Origin of the sequence: Arthrobacter sp. SDTb3-6 (assembly GCF_013376095.1) — a bacterium.
Lineage (GTDB): Bacteria > Actinomycetota > Actinomycetes > Actinomycetales > Micrococcaceae > Specibacter.
Genome location: NZ_JAAMFN010000016.1, coordinates 48,442 through 67,303 on the forward strand (window position 1 = coordinate 48,442; position 18,862 = coordinate 67,303).

17 protein-coding genes, 1 tRNA gene and 1 riboswitch are annotated in these 18,862 nt (G+C 67.4%); of the genes, 11 read left to right on the forward strand and 7 right to left on the reverse strand.

Annotated elements, in window-relative coordinates; translation table 11 throughout:
- Positions 1-11: 11 nt before the first annotated feature.
- Positions 12-1,856 (reverse strand): phosphoenolpyruvate carboxykinase (GTP), encoded by a 1,845-nt coding sequence (locus G6035_RS09695; protein ID WP_256127877.1) that lies wholly within the window; start codon positions 1,854-1,856, stop codon positions 12-14.
- A gap of 261 nt (positions 1,857-2,117) precedes the next feature.
- Between G6035_RS09695 and G6035_RS09700 the strand changes: the two genes are divergently transcribed.
- Positions 2,118-2,193, forward strand: a tRNA-Arg gene (locus G6035_RS09700).
- A 133-nt stretch (positions 2,194-2,326) separates the two neighbouring features.
- Here the strand turns inward: G6035_RS09700 and G6035_RS09705 are convergent.
- Positions 2,327-3,058, reverse strand: a complete 732-nt coding sequence (locus G6035_RS09705) for a FadR/GntR family transcriptional regulator (protein WP_176616877.1) — start codon at positions 3,056-3,058, stop codon at positions 2,327-2,329.
- A 381-nt stretch (positions 3,059-3,439) separates the two neighbouring features.
- On the opposite strand from G6035_RS09705, the gene G6035_RS09710 reads away from it, so the two are divergent.
- The 8 genes from G6035_RS09710 (at position 3,440) to G6035_RS09745 (ending at position 12,709) form a co-directional block, all read left to right on the forward strand.
- Positions 3,440-5,074 (forward strand): ABC transporter substrate-binding protein, encoded by a 1,635-nt coding sequence (locus G6035_RS09710; RefSeq protein WP_176616878.1) that lies wholly within the window; start codon positions 3,440-3,442, stop codon positions 5,072-5,074.
- Positions 5,075-5,154: 80 nt separating this feature from the next.
- Positions 5,155-6,108 carry an ABC transporter permease gene (locus G6035_RS09715; protein ID WP_176616879.1) on the forward strand — a complete coding sequence of 318 codons (954 nt, stop codon included), beginning with the start codon at positions 5,155-5,157 and terminating at the stop codon, positions 6,106-6,108.
- Between the two features lie 3 nt (positions 6,109-6,111).
- Positions 6,112-8,142, forward strand: a complete 2,031-nt coding sequence (locus G6035_RS09720; protein ID WP_176616880.1) for a dipeptide/oligopeptide/nickel ABC transporter permease/ATP-binding protein — start codon at positions 6,112-6,114, stop codon at positions 8,140-8,142.
- Entirely contained in the window at positions 8,139-8,951 is an 813-nt protein-coding gene (locus G6035_RS09725) for an ATP-binding cassette domain-containing protein (RefSeq protein ID WP_176616881.1), read from the forward strand. The genes G6035_RS09720 and G6035_RS09725 overlap by 4 nt, the downstream gene beginning before the upstream one ends.
- A gap of 58 nt (positions 8,952-9,009) precedes the next feature.
- Positions 9,010-9,939 (forward strand): dihydrodipicolinate synthase family protein, encoded by a 930-nt coding sequence (locus tag G6035_RS09730; RefSeq protein ID WP_176616882.1) that lies wholly within the window; start codon positions 9,010-9,012, stop codon positions 9,937-9,939.
- A gap of 126 nt (positions 9,940-10,065) precedes the next feature.
- A complete protein-coding gene (locus tag G6035_RS09735; RefSeq protein WP_176616883.1) occupies positions 10,066-10,995 on the forward strand; it encodes an ROK family protein in 930 nt (309 codons plus the stop codon).
- A gap of 43 nt (positions 10,996-11,038) precedes the next feature.
- The gene (locus G6035_RS09740; protein WP_176616884.1) at positions 11,039-11,725 is read left to right on the forward strand and encodes an N-acetylmannosamine-6-phosphate 2-epimerase; all 687 of its coding nucleotides are present in this window, start codon (positions 11,039-11,041) and stop codon (positions 11,723-11,725) included.
- Between the two features lie 27 nt (positions 11,726-11,752).
- Positions 11,753-12,709 (forward strand): alpha/beta hydrolase, encoded by a 957-nt coding sequence (locus tag G6035_RS09745; RefSeq protein WP_176616885.1) that lies wholly within the window; start codon positions 11,753-11,755, stop codon positions 12,707-12,709.
- Between the two features lie 3 nt (positions 12,710-12,712).
- Here G6035_RS09745 and G6035_RS09750 read toward each other — a convergent pair whose 3' ends face one another.
- From G6035_RS09750 to G6035_RS09765, 4 genes are all read right to left on the reverse strand, one after another.
- A complete protein-coding gene (locus G6035_RS09750; protein ID WP_176616886.1) occupies positions 12,713-13,243 on the reverse strand; it encodes a histidine phosphatase family protein in 531 nt (176 codons plus the stop codon).
- Positions 13,244-13,337: 94 nt separating this feature from the next.
- Entirely contained in the window at positions 13,338-14,174 is an 837-nt protein-coding gene (locus G6035_RS09755) for a winged helix-turn-helix domain-containing protein (protein WP_176616887.1), read from the reverse strand.
- A gap of 524 nt (positions 14,175-14,698) precedes the next feature.
- Positions 14,699-15,955: an MFS transporter gene (locus tag G6035_RS09760; protein WP_176616912.1), complete on the reverse strand. Its 1,257-nt coding sequence runs from the start codon at positions 15,953-15,955 to the stop codon at positions 14,699-14,701.
- Positions 15,956-15,960: 5 nt separating this feature from the next.
- Positions 15,961-16,422 carry a MarR family winged helix-turn-helix transcriptional regulator gene (locus tag G6035_RS09765; protein ID WP_176616888.1) on the reverse strand — a complete coding sequence of 154 codons (462 nt, stop codon included), beginning with the start codon at positions 16,420-16,422 and terminating at the stop codon, positions 15,961-15,963.
- Between the two features lie 191 nt (positions 16,423-16,613).
- A riboswitch (cyclic di-AMP (ydaO/yuaA leader) is annotated at positions 16,614-16,799 on the forward strand.
- Between the two features lie 6 nt (positions 16,800-16,805).
- Here G6035_RS09765 and G6035_RS09770 point away from each other — a divergent pair.
- Positions 16,806-17,606, forward strand: a complete 801-nt coding sequence (locus tag G6035_RS09770; protein ID WP_176616889.1) for a hypothetical protein — start codon at positions 16,806-16,808, stop codon at positions 17,604-17,606.
- 94 nt (positions 17,607-17,700) lie between these two features.
- Here G6035_RS09770 and upp read toward each other — a convergent pair whose 3' ends face one another.
- Entirely contained in the window at positions 17,701-18,339 is a 639-nt protein-coding gene (gene upp / locus G6035_RS09775; RefSeq protein WP_176616890.1) for a uracil phosphoribosyltransferase, read from the reverse strand.
- Between the two features lie 22 nt (positions 18,340-18,361).
- Between upp and tadA the strand changes: the two genes are divergently transcribed.
- Positions 18,362-18,856 carry a tRNA adenosine(34) deaminase TadA gene (gene tadA, locus G6035_RS09780; RefSeq protein ID WP_371130946.1) on the forward strand — a complete coding sequence of 165 codons (495 nt, stop codon included), beginning with the start codon at positions 18,362-18,364 and terminating at the stop codon, positions 18,854-18,856.
- Positions 18,857-18,862 lie beyond the last annotated feature (6 nt).

An 18,862-nucleotide genomic window follows, 5' to 3' on the forward strand; every position in this document is an offset into this window, starting at 1 on the left:
GACCCGTTTAATCAGGCTGCGAAGCGGGCCTTCAGGCCGGCCAGCTCGGCGGCCATTTCCGCCGGGAGGGACTCGCCAAACCGGGCGTACCACTCCTCGATCCCGGCCAGTTCCTCGCCCCACTCGCCGGCGTCGACCTTGAGCGCGTCCGCCAGGTCCGACGGCGCCACCTCCAGGCCTTCCAGGTCCAGGGAGTCGGGAGTGGGGACGAAGCCGATCGGCGTCTCGACGGCGTCGGCGGTGCCTTCGATGCGCTCAATGGCCCACTTGAGCACGCGGCTGTTTTCGCCGAAGCCCGGCCAGGCAAAGCCGCCGGTGGAGGTGCGGCGGAACCAGTTGACCAGGAAGATCTTGGGCAGCCGCGCCTGGTTGGCGTTGGCGGACAGCTCAATCCAGTGCTTGAGGTAGTCGCCGGCGTCGTAGCCGATGAAGGGCAGCATGGCCATGGGGTCACGGCGCACCACGCCGACGGCGCCGGCGGCGGCGGCCGTGGTCTCCGAGGACAGCGTGGAACCCATGAAGATGCCGTTGCTCCAGTCGCGGGCCTGCGTCACCAGGGGGATGGTGGTCTTGCGGCGGCCGCCGAACAGGATCGCGTTGATCTCCACGCCCTCCGGGGAGAAGTATTCCTTGGAGAGCATGTCCACCTGGTCGATGGGCGTGCAGAAACGGGAGTTGGGGTGCGCGGCCGGGCGCCCCGCGTCGGGCGTCCAGCTGTTGCCCTGCCAGTCGGTCAGGTGTGCGGGCACGTCGTCGGTCATGCCCTCCCACCACACGCCGCCGTCGTCGGTGAGGGCCACGTTGGTGAAGATGGAGTTGCCCTTGGCAATGGCTGCCATGGCGTTGGGGTTCGTGGACCAGCCGGTGCCGGGGGCCACGCCAAACAGGCCGGCCTCGGGGTTGACGGCACGCAGCTCGCCTTCCTTGCCGAAGCGCATCCAGTTGATGTCGTCGCCCAGGGTCTCGGCCTTCCAGCCGGGCACCGTGGGATCCAGCAGGGCCAGGTTCGTCTTGCCACAGGCCGACGGGAACGCCGCGGCCACGTGGTAGCTCTTGTTCTCCGGGCTGGTGAGCTTGAGGATGAGCATGTGCTCGGCGAGCCACCCCTCGTCGCGGGCCATGACCGAGGCGATGCGCAGGGCGAAGCACTTCTTGCCCAGCAACGCGTTGCCGCCGTAGCCGGAGCCGTAGGAGAAGATGGAGCGCTCCTCGGGGAAGTGCACAATCCACTTTTCATCGCTTGAGGGCCAGGGCACGTCCTTCTCGCCGGCTTCCAGCGGTGCTCCCACGGAATGGAGGGCGGGGACGAAGAAGGCGTTGGTCGTCTCCATCTTCCTCAACACATCGGTGCCGATGCGGGCCATGATGCGCATGGAGGCCACCACGTAGGCGGAGTCGGTGATTTCCACGCCAAACTTGGGGTCCTCGGCGTCGAGCGGGCCCATGACGAACGGAATGACGTACATGGTGCGTCCGCGCATGCTGCCGGAGAAGCGCTCCTTCAGGATCGCCTTCATCTCCGCCGGGTCCATCCAGTTGTTGGTGAAGCCGGCGTCGCGCTCCTTTTCGGAGCAGATGAAGGTCCGGCCCTCAACGCGGGCAACGTCCTTCGGATCCGAGAATGCCGCGAAGGAGTTGGGGAACAATTCCGGGTTCAGGGGGGTCAGGGTTCCGGCTTCCACCAGTTCGCCCGTGAGCTTCGCGTACTCCCCGGCGGACCCGTCGACCCAGTGGATGTCCCGCGGCTGCGTGAGCCCGGCAACCTCGGCAACCCAGGCGGCGAGGCCTTCGTGGGTGGTCGTTGCCTGCTCAACAGAATCCTGCACTGGCGCGTGGCCCATCGTGTATCCCTTCATTGGGTCAGTGGTGTGTCTAAATGCTATGGCCCGGAAATCCGCATTTCGGCGCATTGGACATGGGACGTAGTGCCGTGCATTCTCCACAAAGTGCCTAGAATCCGCGGTTTAGTGAGTTGACCATCGCCTTCAGATGTGAGACAGATCACCTAGACCGGTATAGTGTGCGGGAACACGGGTCGTCCGATTTGTACACACAGCCCCGGACGGGTTAGAGTTGTTCACGGCCCGAGGGTCGAAAGCAAAAAAGAAACAAAATATGCGTGCGTAGCTCAACGGATAGAGCATCTGACTACGGATCAGAAGGTTGGGGGTTCGAATCCCTTCGCGCGCACCACAGAAAAATGAATGGGTCCCAGGCTTCGGCCTGGGGCCCATTTGTTTAATCCGTTGGGGACGGCCGGCCCCGGGCCTTGTGGGCGCGGGGCCGGCGGGCGGCCAGGCCGCGCGGCCGACGCCGGGGCCCGGCCTTAGTTCGCGTCCACAAACTCCCTGATGCTGCGCCGGATGCCGTCGAAGTGCCGGCTGAGCAGCGTGGAGGCGGTGGCGGCGTCCTTGGCGACCACGGCGTCATAGATCGCACGGTGCTGCGCGGCAGTGTCCACCAGGCCCGTGGTGGTGATCCCGATTTCCAGGTGGATTTTCCGGTAGACCTTCCAGAACACGCTCATCAGGTTCATCAGCAACTCATTTCCAAGGGGCTCAAAGAGGAGCCGGTGGAATTCGGCGTCAGCCTCGGAGAAGGTCTCACCCCGGGCCGCGAGCGTCTCCATCTTGACCACGGCCTCCTCGATGCGGGCCAGGTGGCCGGGAGTCGTCTGGTCAAGGCAGCCGCCAATCAGGCCCGACTCGAGGGCCTGGCGGATGTCCACCAGCTGCAGGGCCTCCAGGCCTTCGTGGCGCAGGGAGAGGCGGCCGCGGAATGACAGCCCGTCCGCCAGCGCGTCAAAGTTGCTGGGCGCCACGAACATGCCGAAGCCGTGGCGGATTTCAATGACACCCAGGGCCTGCAGCACCTTCAGGGACTCACGCAAGGTGTTGCGGCCAACGCCCAGCACCTCGGAAAGCTCACTTTCGGTGGGCATGGGGTCGCCCGCGTCAAGGTCCCGGTCCAGGATCAAATCCATGATGTCTGCCTGAAGGGCGCGAAGGCGCACTTGGGCGCTGAATCGTGCACGTGGGACTGCAGTCGATGTAGCCAAAGTGACTCCTTATAAAGTGCCGGGTCAAGGGGCCGGCTTCCCCCACGACGGTATACGCCGAATTCTAGGGGACAACCGGCCCGGGAGGTGAAGATGGGGCCTGTTGCATGCGTTCCCAAACCGTGATCTAGTACATATGATATCGGACGTCCAACCTTCGAGGAAGATGCCACCATGGGACTCCCTCCGGCCACCGCAGAGGGGCCGCCGGCACGCAGCACGGCCGAGTTCCCGGGAGGGCGCGCCACGCCGGGACGGGCAGCCCGTTATCAGAACGCCACTTGACCAATCGACGTGACCGCTCTTACAGTTCTTTTACAAGCATCGGACGTCCTACATCTAGCAACTCCACTACTAAATCTGAATTGGTGAGGCCCCATAATGAGCAACACTCTTGAGAACATGCCGTTCGTGAAGGACTCGTCCCGCCGCAGTTTCATTAAGATGGCGGGAGCCATGGGCGCGGCTGCCGCGTTCACCGCATCCCTGGCTGCCTGCAGTGGACCGGCCTCCACGACCAGCCAAAAAACCGGAAGTGCCAATGGCGGCAAGATCGACAAGAACGCGACCATCCAGGCGGGCACGGCATTTGTCCTTTCCGGCGGTTTTGACCCCATGAACGCCAGCAGTGCCGTCGCCACCGCAGCGAACTACCACATCTTCGAAGGCCTCGTGGAGCTGGATCCGGTGGACCGGACCCCGTATCCCGCCCTGGCCAGCGAAGCGCCCAAGCAGGTCGACGACCTTACCTGGCGTGCCACCCTGCGCAAGGGCGCCACGTTCCACAACGGATCCAAGGTGACCACGGACGACGTCGTCTACAGCTTCACCCGCGTGCTGGACCCGGCCAACACGGCCCTCCTGGCCCAGTTCATTCCGTTCATCGCCTCGGTCAAGGCCGTGGATGCCAGCACGGTGGAATTCAAGCTCAACAAGCCGTTCCCGCTGTTCGGCACCCGCATCTCCGTCGTCAAGGTGGTGCCCAAGGCCATCGCCTCGGCCGACCAGAAGGGCTTCGACGCCAAGCCGGTCGGCACCGGCCCGTACGCCTTTGTCTCGGTCACCCCGAACGACAACGTCGCGTTCAAGCGTTTCGACGCCTACAACGGCCCGCGCCCGGCACTGGCCGCGGCCATGACCTGGTACATGCTGGCGGACAACTCGGCCCGCACCACGGCCATCCAGTCCGGCCGCGTCCAGGCCGTCGAGGCCGTGCCGTACCTGGACATCGACGCGGTGAAGGCCAAGGCCGAAGTCAAGTCCGTGCCGTCCTTCAACTCCATGTTCCTGATGTTCAACTGCGCCAAGGCGCCGTTCAACGACGTCCGCGTGCGCCAGGCCCTGTTCTACGCGCTCGATGTTGAAAAGATCGTCAAGACCGCACTGCTGGGCAACGGCACCCCCGCCACCAACTACGTCCAGGACACCCACCCGGACTACAAGCGGGCCGGCACCGTCTACACCTACAACCCCGACAAGGCCAAGGCGCTGCTGAAGGAAGCCGGCCAGTCGAACCTGTCCGTGGAACTGCTGACCACCACCACCGCGTTCATCACGGACTCGGTCCCGCTGGTCAAGCAGTTCTGGGACGCAATCGGGGTGAAGACCACGCTGAACAGCCAGGCCTCGGCCAACGTCTACGGCAACAACTTCGTCGGCACCGGCAACTTCCAGGTCCTGGCAGCCTCCGGCGACCCGTCCATCTACGGCAACGACATGGACCTGCTGCTGAGCTGGTTCTATGCCGGCACCACGTGGCCGAAGAACCGCTACCACTGGGACAACACCCCGGAATTCGCCCAGGTGACCAAGCTGCTGGCCCAGGCCGCCGCCGAGAAGGATGCGACCAAGCAGAAGGCTGCGTGGAACCAGGTCGTCGACATCGTCGCCGAGAACGTCCCGCTCTACCCGCTGTACCACGTCAGCCTGCCCACCGCGTGGAACAGCAGCCAGCTCTCAGGCTTCCGCGCCCTGCCCACCACCGGCCTTTCCTTCGAGAACGTCGGGCGTGTCTGACATTCCCTGCAGTACCCGGCTGGCGGGGCCGCGACCCGGCACCCGCCAGCCGGCTTCCCATACGCAATGGAGATAGAACCTTGAGCGCATTCCTGCGACTGCTGGGACGGCGAATAATCGTCCTCCCGTTCATGCTGCTGGGCGTCACCTTGCTGGTGTTCGTCGTCATGCAGTTCCTTCCCACCGACCCCGCAATCGTCGCCCTCGGCGAAGGCGCCAGCCCGCAGGCAATCGCGGCGTACCGGGCTGCCAACGGCCTGAACGACCCGTTGTTCGTCCAGTACATCCACTTCCTGGGAAACCTGGTCACGGGAAACCTGGGCAACACGGCACCGCCGGCCCAACCCGTGTCCAGCCTGATCGCCACGGCCTTCCCCCTCACCCTCCAACTGACCTTCCTGGGCGTCATCATGGCGGTGGTGCTCGCGCTGGTGCTCGGCGTCACCGCAGCGCTGTACCGCGACAAGTGGCCCGACCAGCTCATCCGCATCGTCTCCGTTGCCGGCATCGCCACGCCGTCGTTTTGGATCGGCATCCTGCTGATCCAGCAGTTCGCCCTGAACTGGCCCCTGTTCCCCACCGGCGGCTACGTCAACCCCACCGATTCGTTCCCCGGCTGGCTGCAGTCCCTGTTCCTCCCCGCCATCGCACTGGCCATCCCCGTGGCCGCATCGCTGATCCGCGTGGTCCGCACCTCCATGGTCGAGGAGCTGGACAAGGATTATGTGCGCACCGCCATCGGCAACGGCGTCCCCCGCGGCGAGGTGGTCCGCCGCAACGTGCTGCGCAACGCCATGGTGACCCCGGTGACCGTCCTGGGCCTTCGCATCGGCTACATGCTCGGCGGCGCAATCGTCATCGAGACCATCTTCTCGCTGCCCGGCATGGGCCAGTTGATTGTCAACGGCATCACCGCCGGCGACACCAACATCGTCCAGGGCGTGGTGATCATCATCGCCGTCACCTTTGTGCTCGTCAACCTGGTCGTTGACCTGCTCTACCTGATCCTCAACCCCAGAATTCGGACGGTGTAACCCATGCGTACTGGACTCGCAGAGCGCCTGAGTGCTCCCGGGCTGCGTATCAAGGCCCTGCCGCTAGGCTCCAAGTTTGCCCTGGCCTTCCTGGTCTTGATTGCGCTGGCGGCCATCTTCGCCCCGCTCATCACCATCCACAACCCGCTCACCGGCGACATCCCGGCCCAGGCGCCCAGCCTGGACCACTGGTTCGGCACCGACCGCGTAGGCAGGGACATCTTCTCCCGCATCATGTACGGTGCCCGCTACTCCCTGGTGATCGGCATCGGCGCCACCATCCTGGCCGTGTTGCTCGGCGCGCTCTTCGGCTCGCTGGCGGCCACCACCCGCAAGGTGTTTGACGAAACCATCATGCGCGTGCTGGACGTGTTCATGGCGTTCCCGGCCATCGCCCTGGCCGCCGTGTTCCTGGCCGTGTTTGGCCGTTCCGTCCCGGTCATCATGGTCACCATCGCCATCCTGTACACCCCGCAGCTGGCCCGCGTGATCCGCGCCAACGTCCTCTCCGCCTACGGCGAGGACTACGTGCGCGCCGAGAAGGTCATGGGCGCCGCACGCTCCTACATCCTCGTCAAGCACGTGGTCCGCAACACCGCGGCCCCCGTGCTGGTCTTCGCCACGGTCCTGGTGGCCGATGCCATCGTCTTCGAGGCCAGCCTGTCCTTCCTCGGCGCCGGTGTGCAGGATCCCGCACCATCCTGGGGCAATGTGATCTCCTACGGCCGCACGCTGCTTCTCAACGGCGGCTGGTGGGGCACCACCTTCCCAGGCCTCGCCATCCTGCTGACCGTGCTGAGCCTGAACATCCTGGCCGAGGGCCTCACCGATGCCATGGTGAACCCGCGCCTGCGCAAGGCCGCGCCGGTGAAGGACGACGACGGTTCGGCCGCGGCCGCCGTCGAGCTCGCCAAGGCCGACGCCGCCGCACGTGCCGCCATCGAGGACCCCTTCGCGGCCCTGGACAAGGAACTCCTGCTCCTGCGGGCCGTCGAGCAGCAGCGCACCGACCGCCTCCCGCAGGTGGCCGCCGACGCCCGTGTGGTCCTGGAAGTGAAGGACCTCTCCATCCGCTTCCCGGGCCGTTACGGCGACACCGCCATCGTGGACAGGGTCTCCTTCACCGTCCGCGAGGGCGAGACCATGGGCCTGGTGGGCGAATCGGGCTGCGGCAAGTCCATCACCTCCCTGGCCGTCATGGGCCTGCTGCCGCCGACGGCGGAGGTCACCGGCTCCATCAGGTTCAATGGCCGGGAACTGCTGGATCCGGCCACGAAGCAGAGCTCGGCCAAGGCCTACGAAGGCGTCCGCGGCGAGCAGATCTCCATGGTGTACCAGGACGCGCTCAGCTCCCTGAACCCGTCCATGCTGGTCAAGGACCAGATGCACCAGCTGACCCGCCGCAACGGCCGCAAGACGCCGGCCGAGCTGCTGGAACTGGTGGGCCTGGACGCGCAGCGCACGCTGCGCAGCTACCCGCACGAGCTGTCCGGCGGACAGCGCCAGCGCGTGCTGATCGCCATGGCGCTGTCGCGCTCGCCCCAGATCGTGGTGGCGGACGAGCCGACCACGGCACTGGACGTCACGGTGCAAAAGCAGGTCGTGGACCTGCTGAATGAACTGCGCGAGCAGCTCGGCTTCGCCATGATCTTTGTCAGCCACGACCTGGCCCTGGTCGCTTCGCTGGCGCACAAGATCACCGTGATGTACGCCGGCCAGGTGGTTGAATCCGCCCAGGCCTCGGAGCTGCTGGCCCACCCCACCCACGAGTACACGCGCGGGCTGCTCGGGGCCGTCCTTTCCATCGAGTCCGACGCCGTCCGGCTCCACCAGATCCCCGGAACCGTGCCGTCACCGCGCGAATTTGCCCCCGGCGACAGGTTCGCGGGCCGCTCGCAGCGTCCCGACGCCGACCCGGAGCAGAAGCTGGCGTTCGTCCCGGTGGTCCGCGACGGTGTCGCAACGGACCACTACTGGGCCAGCCACGAACGCCAGCCGGAACTGAGCGGAAAAGAAAAGGAAGGTGCACGATGAGCACGCACAGCACGGCCACCACCCCTGTCATCGAGCTCAAGGACCTGCACGTCCACCACCGGACCCGCTCGGGCGGGCTGTTCAAGCCGAGCTACGTCAAGGCCGTCAACGGTGTGGACTTCAGCATCCGCCGCGGCGAAACCGTGGGCATCGTGGGCGAGTCCGGCTGCGGGAAGTCCACGCTGGCCTCCGTCCTGGTGGGCCTGCAGGCCCCCACCTCGGGCCAGGTGCTCTTCCACGGCAAGCCGGCCATCAAGCGCAGCGCAGCGATGCGCAAGGAATTCGGCCGCTCCGTATCCGTGGTGTTCCAGGACCCGTCGACGGCGCTGAACCCGCGCATGACCATCCAGGACATCCTGGTGGACCCGCTCGCCGTCCACGGCATTGGCACGGCGGCCTCCCGCCTGGCCAAGGTCCGCGAACTGCTGGCGCTGGTGGGCCTGCCGCAGTCCGCAGCCGAGGTCACGCCGTCGAACGTTTCCGGCGGCCAGCGCCAGCGCGTGGCCATTGCCCGGGCCCTGGCCCTGGACCCCGACATCGTCGTGGCGGACGAGCCCACCTCCGCACTGGACGTCTCCGTCCGCGCCCAGGTGCTCAACCTGCTCTCGGACCTGAAGAAGGAACTGAACCTGGGCATGGTTTTCATCAGCCATGACATCCAGACCGTCCGCTACGTCTCCGACCGGATCTGCGTCATGTACTACGGCCAGATCGTGGAGGAAGGCAACGCCGAGCAGGTCTTCGACAACCCGTCCAACGACTACACCAAGAAGCTGCTGGGCGCGGCGCCGTCGCTGCTGCACCTCTGAGCCCCACGCACTCCCCCGATTTTCCCCATCAATCAACCGCAATTTTGGAGTTATTACCGTGACAACCGTCGCTTCCCGTTTTCAGGGCGTCATCCCGCCCGTCGTCACCCCCCGCACCGCCGACGGCGCCATTGACGTCCCCTCCCTGGAAAATGTCACCCGCCACCTGCTCGACGGCGGTGTCACCGGCCTGTTCGTCAACGGCTCCTCCGGCGAGGTCACCCACCTGACCAACGACGAGCGCGACACCGTGCTGCGCACCATTGTGGGCGTCAACGCCGGCCAGGTGCCCGTGCTGGCCGGCGCCGTGGAGCAGACCACCAACCGCGTCATCGAGGAGGCCGCCCGTGCGGTGTCCCTCGGCGCCGACGGCATCGTGGCCACGAGCCAGTACTACGCCATCAGCAACGCCGAGGAGAACGGCCGCCACTTCCGCGCCGTCGCCGCCTCCGTGGACGTCCCGGTGTTCGCCTACGACGTCCCCGTCCGCACCCACTTCAAGCTGCCCACCGACCTGCTCGTCGAGCTGGGCCGCGAGGGCGTCATCGCCGGCGTCAAGGACTCCTCGGGCGACGACGTCTCCTTCCGCCAGCTGGTCATTGCGGCCAGGGACATCCCGAACTTTGACATTTTCACCGGCCACGAGGTCGTGGTGGACGGCGCCCTCCTGGGCGGCGCACAGGGCGTGGTCCCGGGCCTGGGCAACGTGGACCCGGCCGGCTACCGCCGCCTGTACGACGCGGCCGTGGCCGGCGACTGGGCCAAGGCTGCCGCCGAGCAAGACCGCCTCGCCGACGTCTTCAACATCGTCTACACGCCCAAGGCGGGCCGCGTGTCCGGCAACGCCGCCGGCCTGGGCGCGTTCAAGACGGCCATGATGCTCATGGGCATCATCAAGACCAATGTCATGAGCACCCCCATGCTCGCCCTGGACGAGGACGAGACCGCGGCCGTCAAGGCGATCCTGGTGCGTACCGGCCTGATCTGATCGCAGTCCCCCCGGGTTCTCGACAGTCGGCGTCTCGAGAGTCGGGGTCTCGAGAGTCGGGGTCTCGACAGGCCCGGCCGGCGGCAGGAGTGCGGGTCCAGACGTTTTTACTGTGAAGGAATTGACATGCGGTACGTAGTGGGCGTTGACCTGGGCGGGACCAAGACGGCGGCCGGCGTGGTGGCGGCGGACGGTTCCGTGCTGGTCCAGGGGCAGGTCGCCACGAAGAACCGCGACGGCGGGGCCGCCATCCTGGACGCCACCGCGGAACTGGTGCGCTCCCTCGTGAAGGACGCGGCCGGCGCCGGCGCCACGGTGGACGCCGTGGGCGTGGGCTCCGCCGGGGTCATCGACGCCGCGGAGGGCACCGTCATTTCGGCGACCGACGCGATCCTCGGCTGGACCGGTACACACATCATCGCGGGCCTCCAGGAGCGGTTGGGACTGCCGGCCGCCGTCATCAATGACGTGCACGCCCACGCCCTGGGCGAGGCCTGGCTTGGCGCGGCCGCCGGCACGTCAACCTCGCTCATGATGGCGTTTGGCACCGGCGTGGGAGGCAGCTTCGTGGTCAACGGCCGTCCCCTGCTGGGCCACCACTTTGTGGGCGGGCACGTGGGGCACTTCGCCTCGCCGCTCGCCGTCCACCGCGGCACTCCCCTGCCCTGTTCCTGCGGCCATGCAGGCCATGTGGAGGCCGTCGCCTCCGGGCCCGCCATCCGCGCAGCCTACGTGCGCGACGGCGGCAGTGCGGCGCTGGAGGACACCCGGGCCGTCTTTGCTGCGGCCGGCCTCGGCGACGAACTGGCCGCGTCGGTCATTGCCACGGCCGCGCGGGCCGCCGGCCAGGCCGTGGGCGGGCTGGCCAACATCCTCGACCCGCAGGTGGTGGTCATTTCCGGCGGCCTGGCCGACGCCGGCGGGCCCTGGTGGCACCCCATGGAGCGTGCGCTGCGCGCCGAACTGCTCGCTCCGCTGGCGGACGTGCCCGTGGTCCGGGCCGCGCTGGGCAACACGGCCGCCGTCGTGGGCGCAGCCTCACTGGTCCTTTCCTAATCCGTTCCCATTCCCATTCCCATTCCCATTCCCAGGAGTCACCATGACCTTAAAACTGACCAACCTCGACGCCCTGGCCGGCCAGCTGGTTGTTTCCGCCCAGGCCTACCCCGGCGAGCCCATGCGCGATCCCCGCACCACGGCGCAGGTGGCGGCGTCGGCCGTCATCGGCGGTGCCGCGGCCATCCGGGTCCAGGGCCTTGCGGACATCCAGTTCACCCGTGCCGCCGTGGAGGTGCCGGTGATCGGGCTGTGGAAGGACGGCCACGACGGCGTCTTCATCACCCCCACCCTGCAGCACGCCCTCTCCTGTGCCGGCGCCGGCGCGCACATTGTGGCCATTGACGGCACCCGCCGCCCCCGCCCGGACGGGCTGACCCTGGCCGAAACGGTTGCGGGCATCCACGCCGGCTCCAACGCCCTCGTGATGGCGGACTGCGGCTCCCTGGGCGACGCCGTTGCCGCCGCCGCTGCCGGCGCCGACCTCATCGGCACCACGCTGGCCGGATACTCGGGCGAGCGGCCGAAGACGGACGGGCCGGACCTGGACCTCATTGCCGCCATTGCCGCCGCCGGGCTGGGGAAGCCGCTCATTGCCGAGGGCCGCATCCACTCCCCCGCCCAGGCACGCCAGGCGCTGGACGCCGGAGCCTTCGCCGTGGTGGTCGGCACCGCCATCACCCACCCGGCCTCCATCACCGGCTGGTTCAGGGACGCCCTCACCGCCTGAGCCGCGTCCATCCCGAAAGGACCAGCCGTGAACTTTTTTGACCGCACCGATCCCCAGCTCCACCCCGGCCTGGACTTCCTGACGGGCCGGACCCCGCCCACGACCCTTGCCGAACTGGTGGCCATGCGCCGCGCCGATGCGGCCCGGCGCCCCGCCTTGCCGGCCGGCCTGGCGGACCAGGCCACCATGGCCGACCACGTGGCCCCAGGCGGCGGCCAGGGGGTGGATGTGGCCCTGCGCAGCTACCGGCCCGCGCATGCCACCGGGACGCTGCCGTGCCTGTACTGGATCCACGGCGGCGGCATGGTGGCCGGCACCATGGCCGGGGACGACCTGCATTGTCTACAGCTCGCGCTGTCGACCGGCTTGGCGGTCGTGTCCGTGGAGTACCGCCTGGCCCCCGAGCACCCCTTCCCGGCAGCCGTTGACGACGCCTACCAGGGACTGCTGTGGACCGTGGACAATGCCGGGCTGCTCGGCGTCGACCCCGCCCGGCTGGCCATTGGGGGCGCCAGTGCCGGCGGCGGGATCGCGGCGGGACTGGCCTTGCGCGCACGGGACCAGGACGGGCCGGCCTTGCGCTTCCAGTACCTGGCGTACCCGATGCTTGACGACCGGGACCAGACCCCGTCCAACCGCGAGTTCCCGGCCATCCCCTCCTGGAACCGCAAACGCAACACGCAGGCCTGGTCCTGGCTGCTCGGCCCGGCGCACGGCACCGACCAGGTGAGCGAGTACGCGGCGCCGGCCCGGGCCGGGAACCTGTCCGGGCTGCCGCCCGCGCTCATCCAGGTGGGCGAGCTGGACCTGTTCCGGGATGAGGACATCGAGTATGCGGCGCGCCTGCTGCAGGCCGGCGTGCCAACCGCGCTTCAGGTCTACCCGGGTTTCTACCACGGCGCCGATGCGCTGGTGCCGGAGGCGGACGTCTCCGTGCGCCTGCTCCGCGACCGGGACGAGGCGCTGGTCCGCGCCCTGGCGTAGGCGCTACCGTCCCGGGCGCGGCACCACAAAGTGGGTGACCCGGGCATCCTGGCCGTCCAGCGTGGCCCAGTCGCCGGCATGTTCGAGCACCGTGAACGCACTGGTGGGGTAGGCGCTGGCCATGTTCATGTAGGCGTCCTGGTCTGAATCGCGCGAGGCCAGCGTGAGCGCCAGCTCCTGGACACCGGGCATGTGGCTGATCACCATCAGCGTGGTCACTGTTTCGGGCACGTGGTTGACCACGGCCAGCATGCGCCGCGGGCCGGCCGCATACAGCGCCTCCTCGAGCTTGGGCGTGGGTGCCTTCTCGCCGAGCTGCTCACACACCCAGGTGCAGGTCTGCCGCGTGCGCAGCGCCGAGGAGCACAGGATGAAGTCGGGCACAATCCCGTTCTCCAGCAGCCACTTCCCCGCCAGCGGCGCCTCGTGGTGCCCCCGCTGGGCCAGCGGCCGCTCGTGGTCCCCAACGCCGAGGGGGAAGGCCGCCTTGGCGTGGCGCATCAGGACCAGCCGCTTGATGTGGTGTTCGCTCATGCTGACAGTTTAGTAAGGGAACCCCACGGCACGACGACGGCCGGGGCACCCAGGTGCCCCGGCCGTCGTCGTGCCTGAAGAATATGGCCTTGCGTTAGATCGAGTACTCGGGGGCCGCCCAGACGACGACCTCGGGGTGCTCGTAGAAACGGTAGCCTTCGCCGCGGACGGTGCGCACGGTGTTGGCGAGGCGGCCCAGCTTGGAGCGGAGGCGGCGGACGTGGACGTCGATGGTGCGCTCGTTGGGGACCTCGTCGGCGTTGCCCCAGAGGCCGTCGAGGAGTTCGTCGCGGCCCACGGTGCGGGTGCCGTTTTCGACGAGGTAGTTCAGCAGCTCGAATTCCTTGAACGTCAGGTTCAGCGTCTCGCCGTCGAGGTGGACTTCGCGGCGTGCCAGGTCGATCAGGACGCCGGTGGGGCGCTGCTCGGCGGCAACGGGGGGACGGACGGGCTCCGGGCGCTGGCGGGTGGCCACGGTGGGGTCGCCGAAGGTGGAGCGGACCACGTCGAGGGGGCTGCCCACGGCGTCGGACGGCGCAATGGCCACGGCAGCATAGCTCTGTGCCTGCGGCACCAGTGATTGGGCGTAGGCGCGGATGTCCTGGGCCAGCTTGGCCAGGGAGGTCCCGGCGGCGGCCGCCGTGTCCTCGTCCACGCCCACGTACAGCACAAAGCCGCGGGCGACGTTGTCCGGGTTGACGCCGCGGAGGGTGTCGCTGCCGGCAATGACGGGGGTGGGTGCGGTCATGGGCGCTGCCTCGGGCACGGCGCGCAGCCGGACCGCGGCGGAATCCGCATCGCGGCGGTACGCTGCGGGATTGCCGTAGCTCGGGTGGTCCTGCCCGGCGGGGCGGGGCTGGGCCGCACTGCGGGCAACGGCCTTGGCGGCGTTGCGGACTGAGATGTGGACGTATCCGGATGCAACTGACATTGAACTACCTCGGTGTTTGGCCGTTAGCTACGGCGCGAATGCTTTTCTCATGCCCTGGAGGCCTGGACTGAATGCCCGTTGGGGCTGGCCACGCTGGCCACGAATGCCTAGATATGGGGTGCTGACTAGGACTGCATTCGACAACAGCAGAAATGGCGCCCGCCGGCTTGATGGGTGGCGGTGGCTGCGGCTGCAGAATTCACTGGGTGGGTGTTCACAATGCAAGTGTCCTACGTAATAAATGAAACCCGCAAGTAACAAACTGTCCATTTGTCCACATAATGAGATTTATGGGTATATTGTGACCAATCTTACATAACTGCTTGGTCACCATTTTATTCACGTAATGCGGTTGACGTTGAACTTATTTGATTCGAATAGTCTCTGATGGATTAATAATTTCGCGGATCTTCAATATTGCATCAATTCGTTCATGATTGGCACTTGGCGGCTTTCAGGCGGCTGGATATCCATCCAGGGACGCGCAGATTTTGTGCGGAAAATGATGTTATGGGAGGGAGGGACTAGCGGTCCGCGGCCTGGGCCGCCGAGAAGGGCCGCAGGCTGCGCACCTGGTCGCGCAGCCTGACGTGGTTGCGCCGGTTCATCATGATCAGGGCCGCGAGGCCGGAGACGATTGCCACCACGGCACCAATCCCCAGCGACCAGCGGGCACCGAAGGCGGTGGCGATCCAACCGACCAAGGGGGCGCCGATCGGGGTCCCACCCTGCAGCACCACCATGTAGACCGCCAGGACGCGCCCGCGCATGGCCGAGTCGGTGGTCAGCTGGACGGTGGTGTTGCACGCGTTCATGAAGGTCAGCGCCGCCAGGCCCACCGGAACCAGCGCCAGGGCATACAGGGCATAGCTTGGCATGGCGGCGGCGATGGCCACCATCACGCCGAAGGCCAGGGCCCCGCCCACGATGTACATGGTCCGCATCGTCTTGCGCCGCGCCGCCAGCAGGGCGGCCGCGAGCGTGCCGATGGCCATGACGGATCCCAGCAGCCCGTACTCGCCCGGGCCCAGGTGGAAGATGGTGGTGGCCATGAGGGCGTTGGTGATCTGGAAGTTCATGCCGAAGGTGCCCACCATGAACACCAGCCCCATGATCATCATCAGGTCCGGGCGCTGGCGGATGTAACGGAACCCTTCACGGATCTGGCCCTTGCCCCGCGGCACGCGGACCACGGGCTGCAGTTCGGACACACGCATGCGCCAAAGCGAGAAGATCACGGCCACAAAGCTGGCCGCGTTAATCAGGAAGGCCGGGCCCGTGCCGAACAGGGCGATGACCAGGCCGGCCACGCCCGGGCCCGCCAGGCGGGCGAGGTTAAAGGATGCGCTGTTGAGGGCGACGGCGTTGGGCACGTCCTCCTTGCTGACGACTTCGGAGACAAACGCCTGGCGCGACGGGGCATCGAAGGCGCTGGCAACGCCCAGCAGGAATGCCAGGACGTAGACATGCCACAGCTGCACGGTGTTGGTGACCACCAGCAGCCCCAGCAGCAGTGCGCACAGTCCCATGGCCGTCTGGGTGCACAGCAGCAGCTTGCGCTTGTTGACGCGGTCGCCCAGGAGGCCGGCGAAGGGGCCCAGGAAGACGATGGGCAGGAACTGCAGGCCGGTGGTGATGCCGGCGGCGGTTCCGGAGTTGTGGATCAGGATGGTCAGCACCAGCCAGTCCTGGGCCACCCGCTGCATCCAGGTGCCGATGTTGGACACCAGCGCCCCGGTCACCCAGAGCCGGTAGTTGAAGACCTTCAGGGCGCGGAACATGGAATTCACCTGGCGCTCATCTCCTGCAGGATCCGGGCGGCTTCGTGGAGCGTGGCGCGCTCTTCCGGGGACAGGCCCGCGATGCCCTTGGCCAGCCACTGCGTCCTCCGGGACCTGGCCTTCTGCAGTATGGCGGTGCCGGCTTCGGTCACGTGGACCAGGACCTGGCGCCGGTCGTGCGGGTTGTCCCCGCGCGTGACGTATCCGGCGGCCTCAAGGCCGTTGACAATCCGCGTCATGGACGGCGCCTGGATCTGTTCGCGTTCTGCCAGCTCCCCCACGGTCAGGGGCCCGTTGAGGATGCCGGCCAGGACGGAATACTGGCCGGGGCTGATATCCCGCGAGGCTGCTTCGGCGCGCAGCCGCCGGGAGGTGCGCATGACGGCCACCCTCAGCTCGGCGGCAAGGGGGCCTGGGCCGGCGGGGCGTTTGGCCGGCAGGGTTTTGGTGGTGGGTGCTTGAGTCATCGTCAGTATCAACCTGGTGCTAAAAGTTGCGTATCTTCTCTTAGTTAGCATAGGTCATTAGCATTGCTAAGTAAATGTCACCCTGGCCACACCGTTATCAAAATGTGACAATGCGCTCCTGGTTCGGTAACGTTGGCAGGGTGCCCGCCGAGCCACCCACGGTTCCTTGGCACAAATGGACGGTTCGCCGAGCTCTGCCGCCGCCCATTTCCCGTTCACACAGATGGCAGAGACGGGGGACCCAATCTTTGCGGGCCTCCTACCCATGGAAGCCCTTGGGGTTAAGCCGAAAGTCCGGGCAGCTGCTGCTGCCCGCCGCCCGGCCGGATGCTCCCATCCGTTCCCGACAGCTCACCTCGCAGGCGTGGAGAGGCCCTACTTTTATGTCTGCAGCACCCCAGCACGGCCGGCGCCGCGCCGAGCCCGTACGCAAGATTTCCCGCCGCGAGGCCCGCAGGCAGGAGGCCGAGGCAACAAATACCCGTGGCCCGGCCCGGCGCATGGCCGTTGTGGCCGTCTCCGCAGCCCTCCTGGCCGGGGGCGGGCTGGCACAGGCAGCCACCAACAACGTCCCCGGCGGGCTCGCCGCGGCGAGCCTGGTTTCCGGTGCCGCCACCGGCGCCACGGCGGGCGCCACTTCCGGCGCAACGACGGGCGCAACGACGGGCGCAACGCCGTCGGCCGTTACAGCGCCGAAGGGCATTGCGGTCAGCTTTTCCCGCATCGACGTCGGCTCCGCGGCCCAGGCCAAGGCCCAGGCCAAGGAATCAGCCAAGGCGAAGGCCCCCACCGTCGAGAGCCAGTCCGACGGCGTCACCCGCCTCGCCCCCGCCAAGGCCGCAGCCCCGGCCAAGGCCGCAGCCCCCGTGCTCGTCGACGACCCCGCCGGCGCGCAGGCGTATGCGGCGGGCCAGCTGGCAGCCAAGGGGTGGGGTGCGGACCAGATGGGCTGCCTGCGGCTGTTGTGGACCCAGGAATCCAGCTGGCTGACCTCGGCGGAAAACGCCTCCAGCGGTGCGTACGGCATTGCCCAGTCGCTGCCGGCCGAGAAGATGGCGAGCGTGGGCGCGGACTACCGCACCAACTACAGGACGCAGATCCGCTGGGGCCTGCAATACATTGAGGCGCGCTACGGCACCCCGTGCGGCGCCTGGGGACAGGAAGTGGCGGCAGGCTGGTACTGACCGGCACCCCTCCTGACGCGAGAAAGGGGCCAACCCGCGAGAACGGTGATGCTTGACACCGTTCTCGCGGGTTGGCCCCTTTCTCGTTGCTTCCTTAGTCCACGACCCCGTACAGGCGGTCGCCGGCGTCGCCCAGGCCCGGCACAATGTAGGACTTTTCGTTCAGGCCCTCGTCGATCGAGGCCAGGACCACGTGGACGTTGTCGCGGTCGCCATGGGCGGCTTCCAGCTTGGCCAGGCCCTCCGGCGCGGCCAGCAGGCAGATGCAGGTGATGTCCGCGGCGCCACGGTCAAAGAGGAACTTGAACGCCTCGATCAGGGTGCCGCCGGTGGCCAGCATGGGGTCCAGCACGTACACCTGGCGGCCCGTGAGGTCCTCGGGCAGGCGTTCGGCATAGGTGATGGCCTCGAGAGTCTCCTCGTTGCGGGCCATGCCGAGGAAGCCGACCTCGGCCGTGGGCAGCAGGCGCGTCATGCCCTCGAGCATGCCCAGCCCGGCGCGCAGGATCGGCACCACCAGCGGGGTGGGCTTGACCAGGCCCGTGCCGATCGTGGATGTCACAGGCGTTTCAATGTTGACCGGCTCCACGCGCACCTCGCGGGTTGCCTCGTAGGCCAGCAGGGTGACGAGTTCTTCGGTCAGCAGCCGAAAAACCGGCGAGGGGGTGTTCTTGTCCCGCAGGACAGTCAATTTGTGGGCAATCAGCGGATGATCCGCAACCAGTACGCGCATAGATAAAAGCTACCATTGAGCCGTGTCCCCCCTATCGAATTCCCGCCAAACCGAGACGCCCGCCACGGCCCGGCATGCTGCGTGGATGGGCCTTGCCCTGGAGCAGGCACGCCGCGCCCTGGACACGGGGGACGTACCCATCGGCGCCGTCGTGCTGGGGCCCGACGGCGGGGTGCTCGGCGTGGGGCGCAACGAACGGGAGGCGCACGGGGACCCTACGGCGCACGCCGAGATGGTGGCCATCCGGGAGGCTGCCCGGAGGATTGGCGGGTGGCGGCTGGAGGGCTGCACGCTGGTGGTCACGCTGGAGCCGTGCACCATGTGCGCCGGGGCGATCGTGCTGGCGCGGGTGCAGAAGGTGGTTTTCGGCGCGTGGGACGAGAAGGCCGGGGCCGCCGGTTCCGTGTTTGACGTGCTTCGCGAGCGCCGCCTCAACCACTGGGTCGAGGTGTTTCCCGGGGTGCGGGAGGACGAATGCGCGGCACTGCTGAAGGACTTCTTCGGCGCGCACCGCTGACATTCG

Coding starts and splice junctions, on each gene's coding strand:
- G6035_RS09695 (WP_256127877.1), bottom strand. CDS start 1,856: ATGAAGGGATACACGATGGGCCACGCGCCAGTGCAGGATTCTGTTGAG.
- G6035_RS09710 (WP_176616878.1), top strand. CDS start 3,440: ATGAGCAACACTCTTGAGAACATGCCGTTCGTGAAGGACTCGTCCCGC.
- G6035_RS09720 (WP_176616880.1), top strand. CDS start 6,112: ATGCGTACTGGACTCGCAGAGCGCCTGAGTGCTCCCGGGCTGCGTATC.
- G6035_RS09725 (WP_176616881.1), top strand. CDS start 8,139: ATGAGCACGCACAGCACGGCCACCACCCCTGTCATCGAGCTCAAGGAC.
- G6035_RS09735 (WP_176616883.1), top strand. CDS start 10,066: ATGCGGTACGTAGTGGGCGTTGACCTGGGCGGGACCAAGACGGCGGCC.
- G6035_RS09740 (WP_176616884.1), top strand. CDS start 11,039: ATGACCTTAAAACTGACCAACCTCGACGCCCTGGCCGGCCAGCTGGTT.
- G6035_RS09750 (WP_176616886.1), bottom strand. CDS start 13,243: ATGAGCGAACACCACATCAAGCGGCTGGTCCTGATGCGCCACGCCAAG.
- G6035_RS09755 (WP_176616887.1), bottom strand. CDS start 14,174: ATGTCAGTTGCATCCGGATACGTCCACATCTCAGTCCGCAACGCCGCC.
- G6035_RS09760 (WP_176616912.1), bottom strand. CDS start 15,955: ATGTTCCGCGCCCTGAAGGTCTTCAACTACCGGCTCTGGGTGACCGGG.
- G6035_RS09765 (WP_176616888.1), bottom strand. CDS start 16,422: ATGACTCAAGCACCCACCACCAAAACCCTGCCGGCCAAACGCCCCGCC.
- G6035_RS09770 (WP_176616889.1), top strand. CDS start 16,806: ATGTCTGCAGCACCCCAGCACGGCCGGCGCCGCGCCGAGCCCGTACGC.
- upp (WP_176616890.1), bottom strand. CDS start 18,339: ATGCGCGTACTGGTTGCGGATCATCCGCTGATTGCCCACAAATTGACT.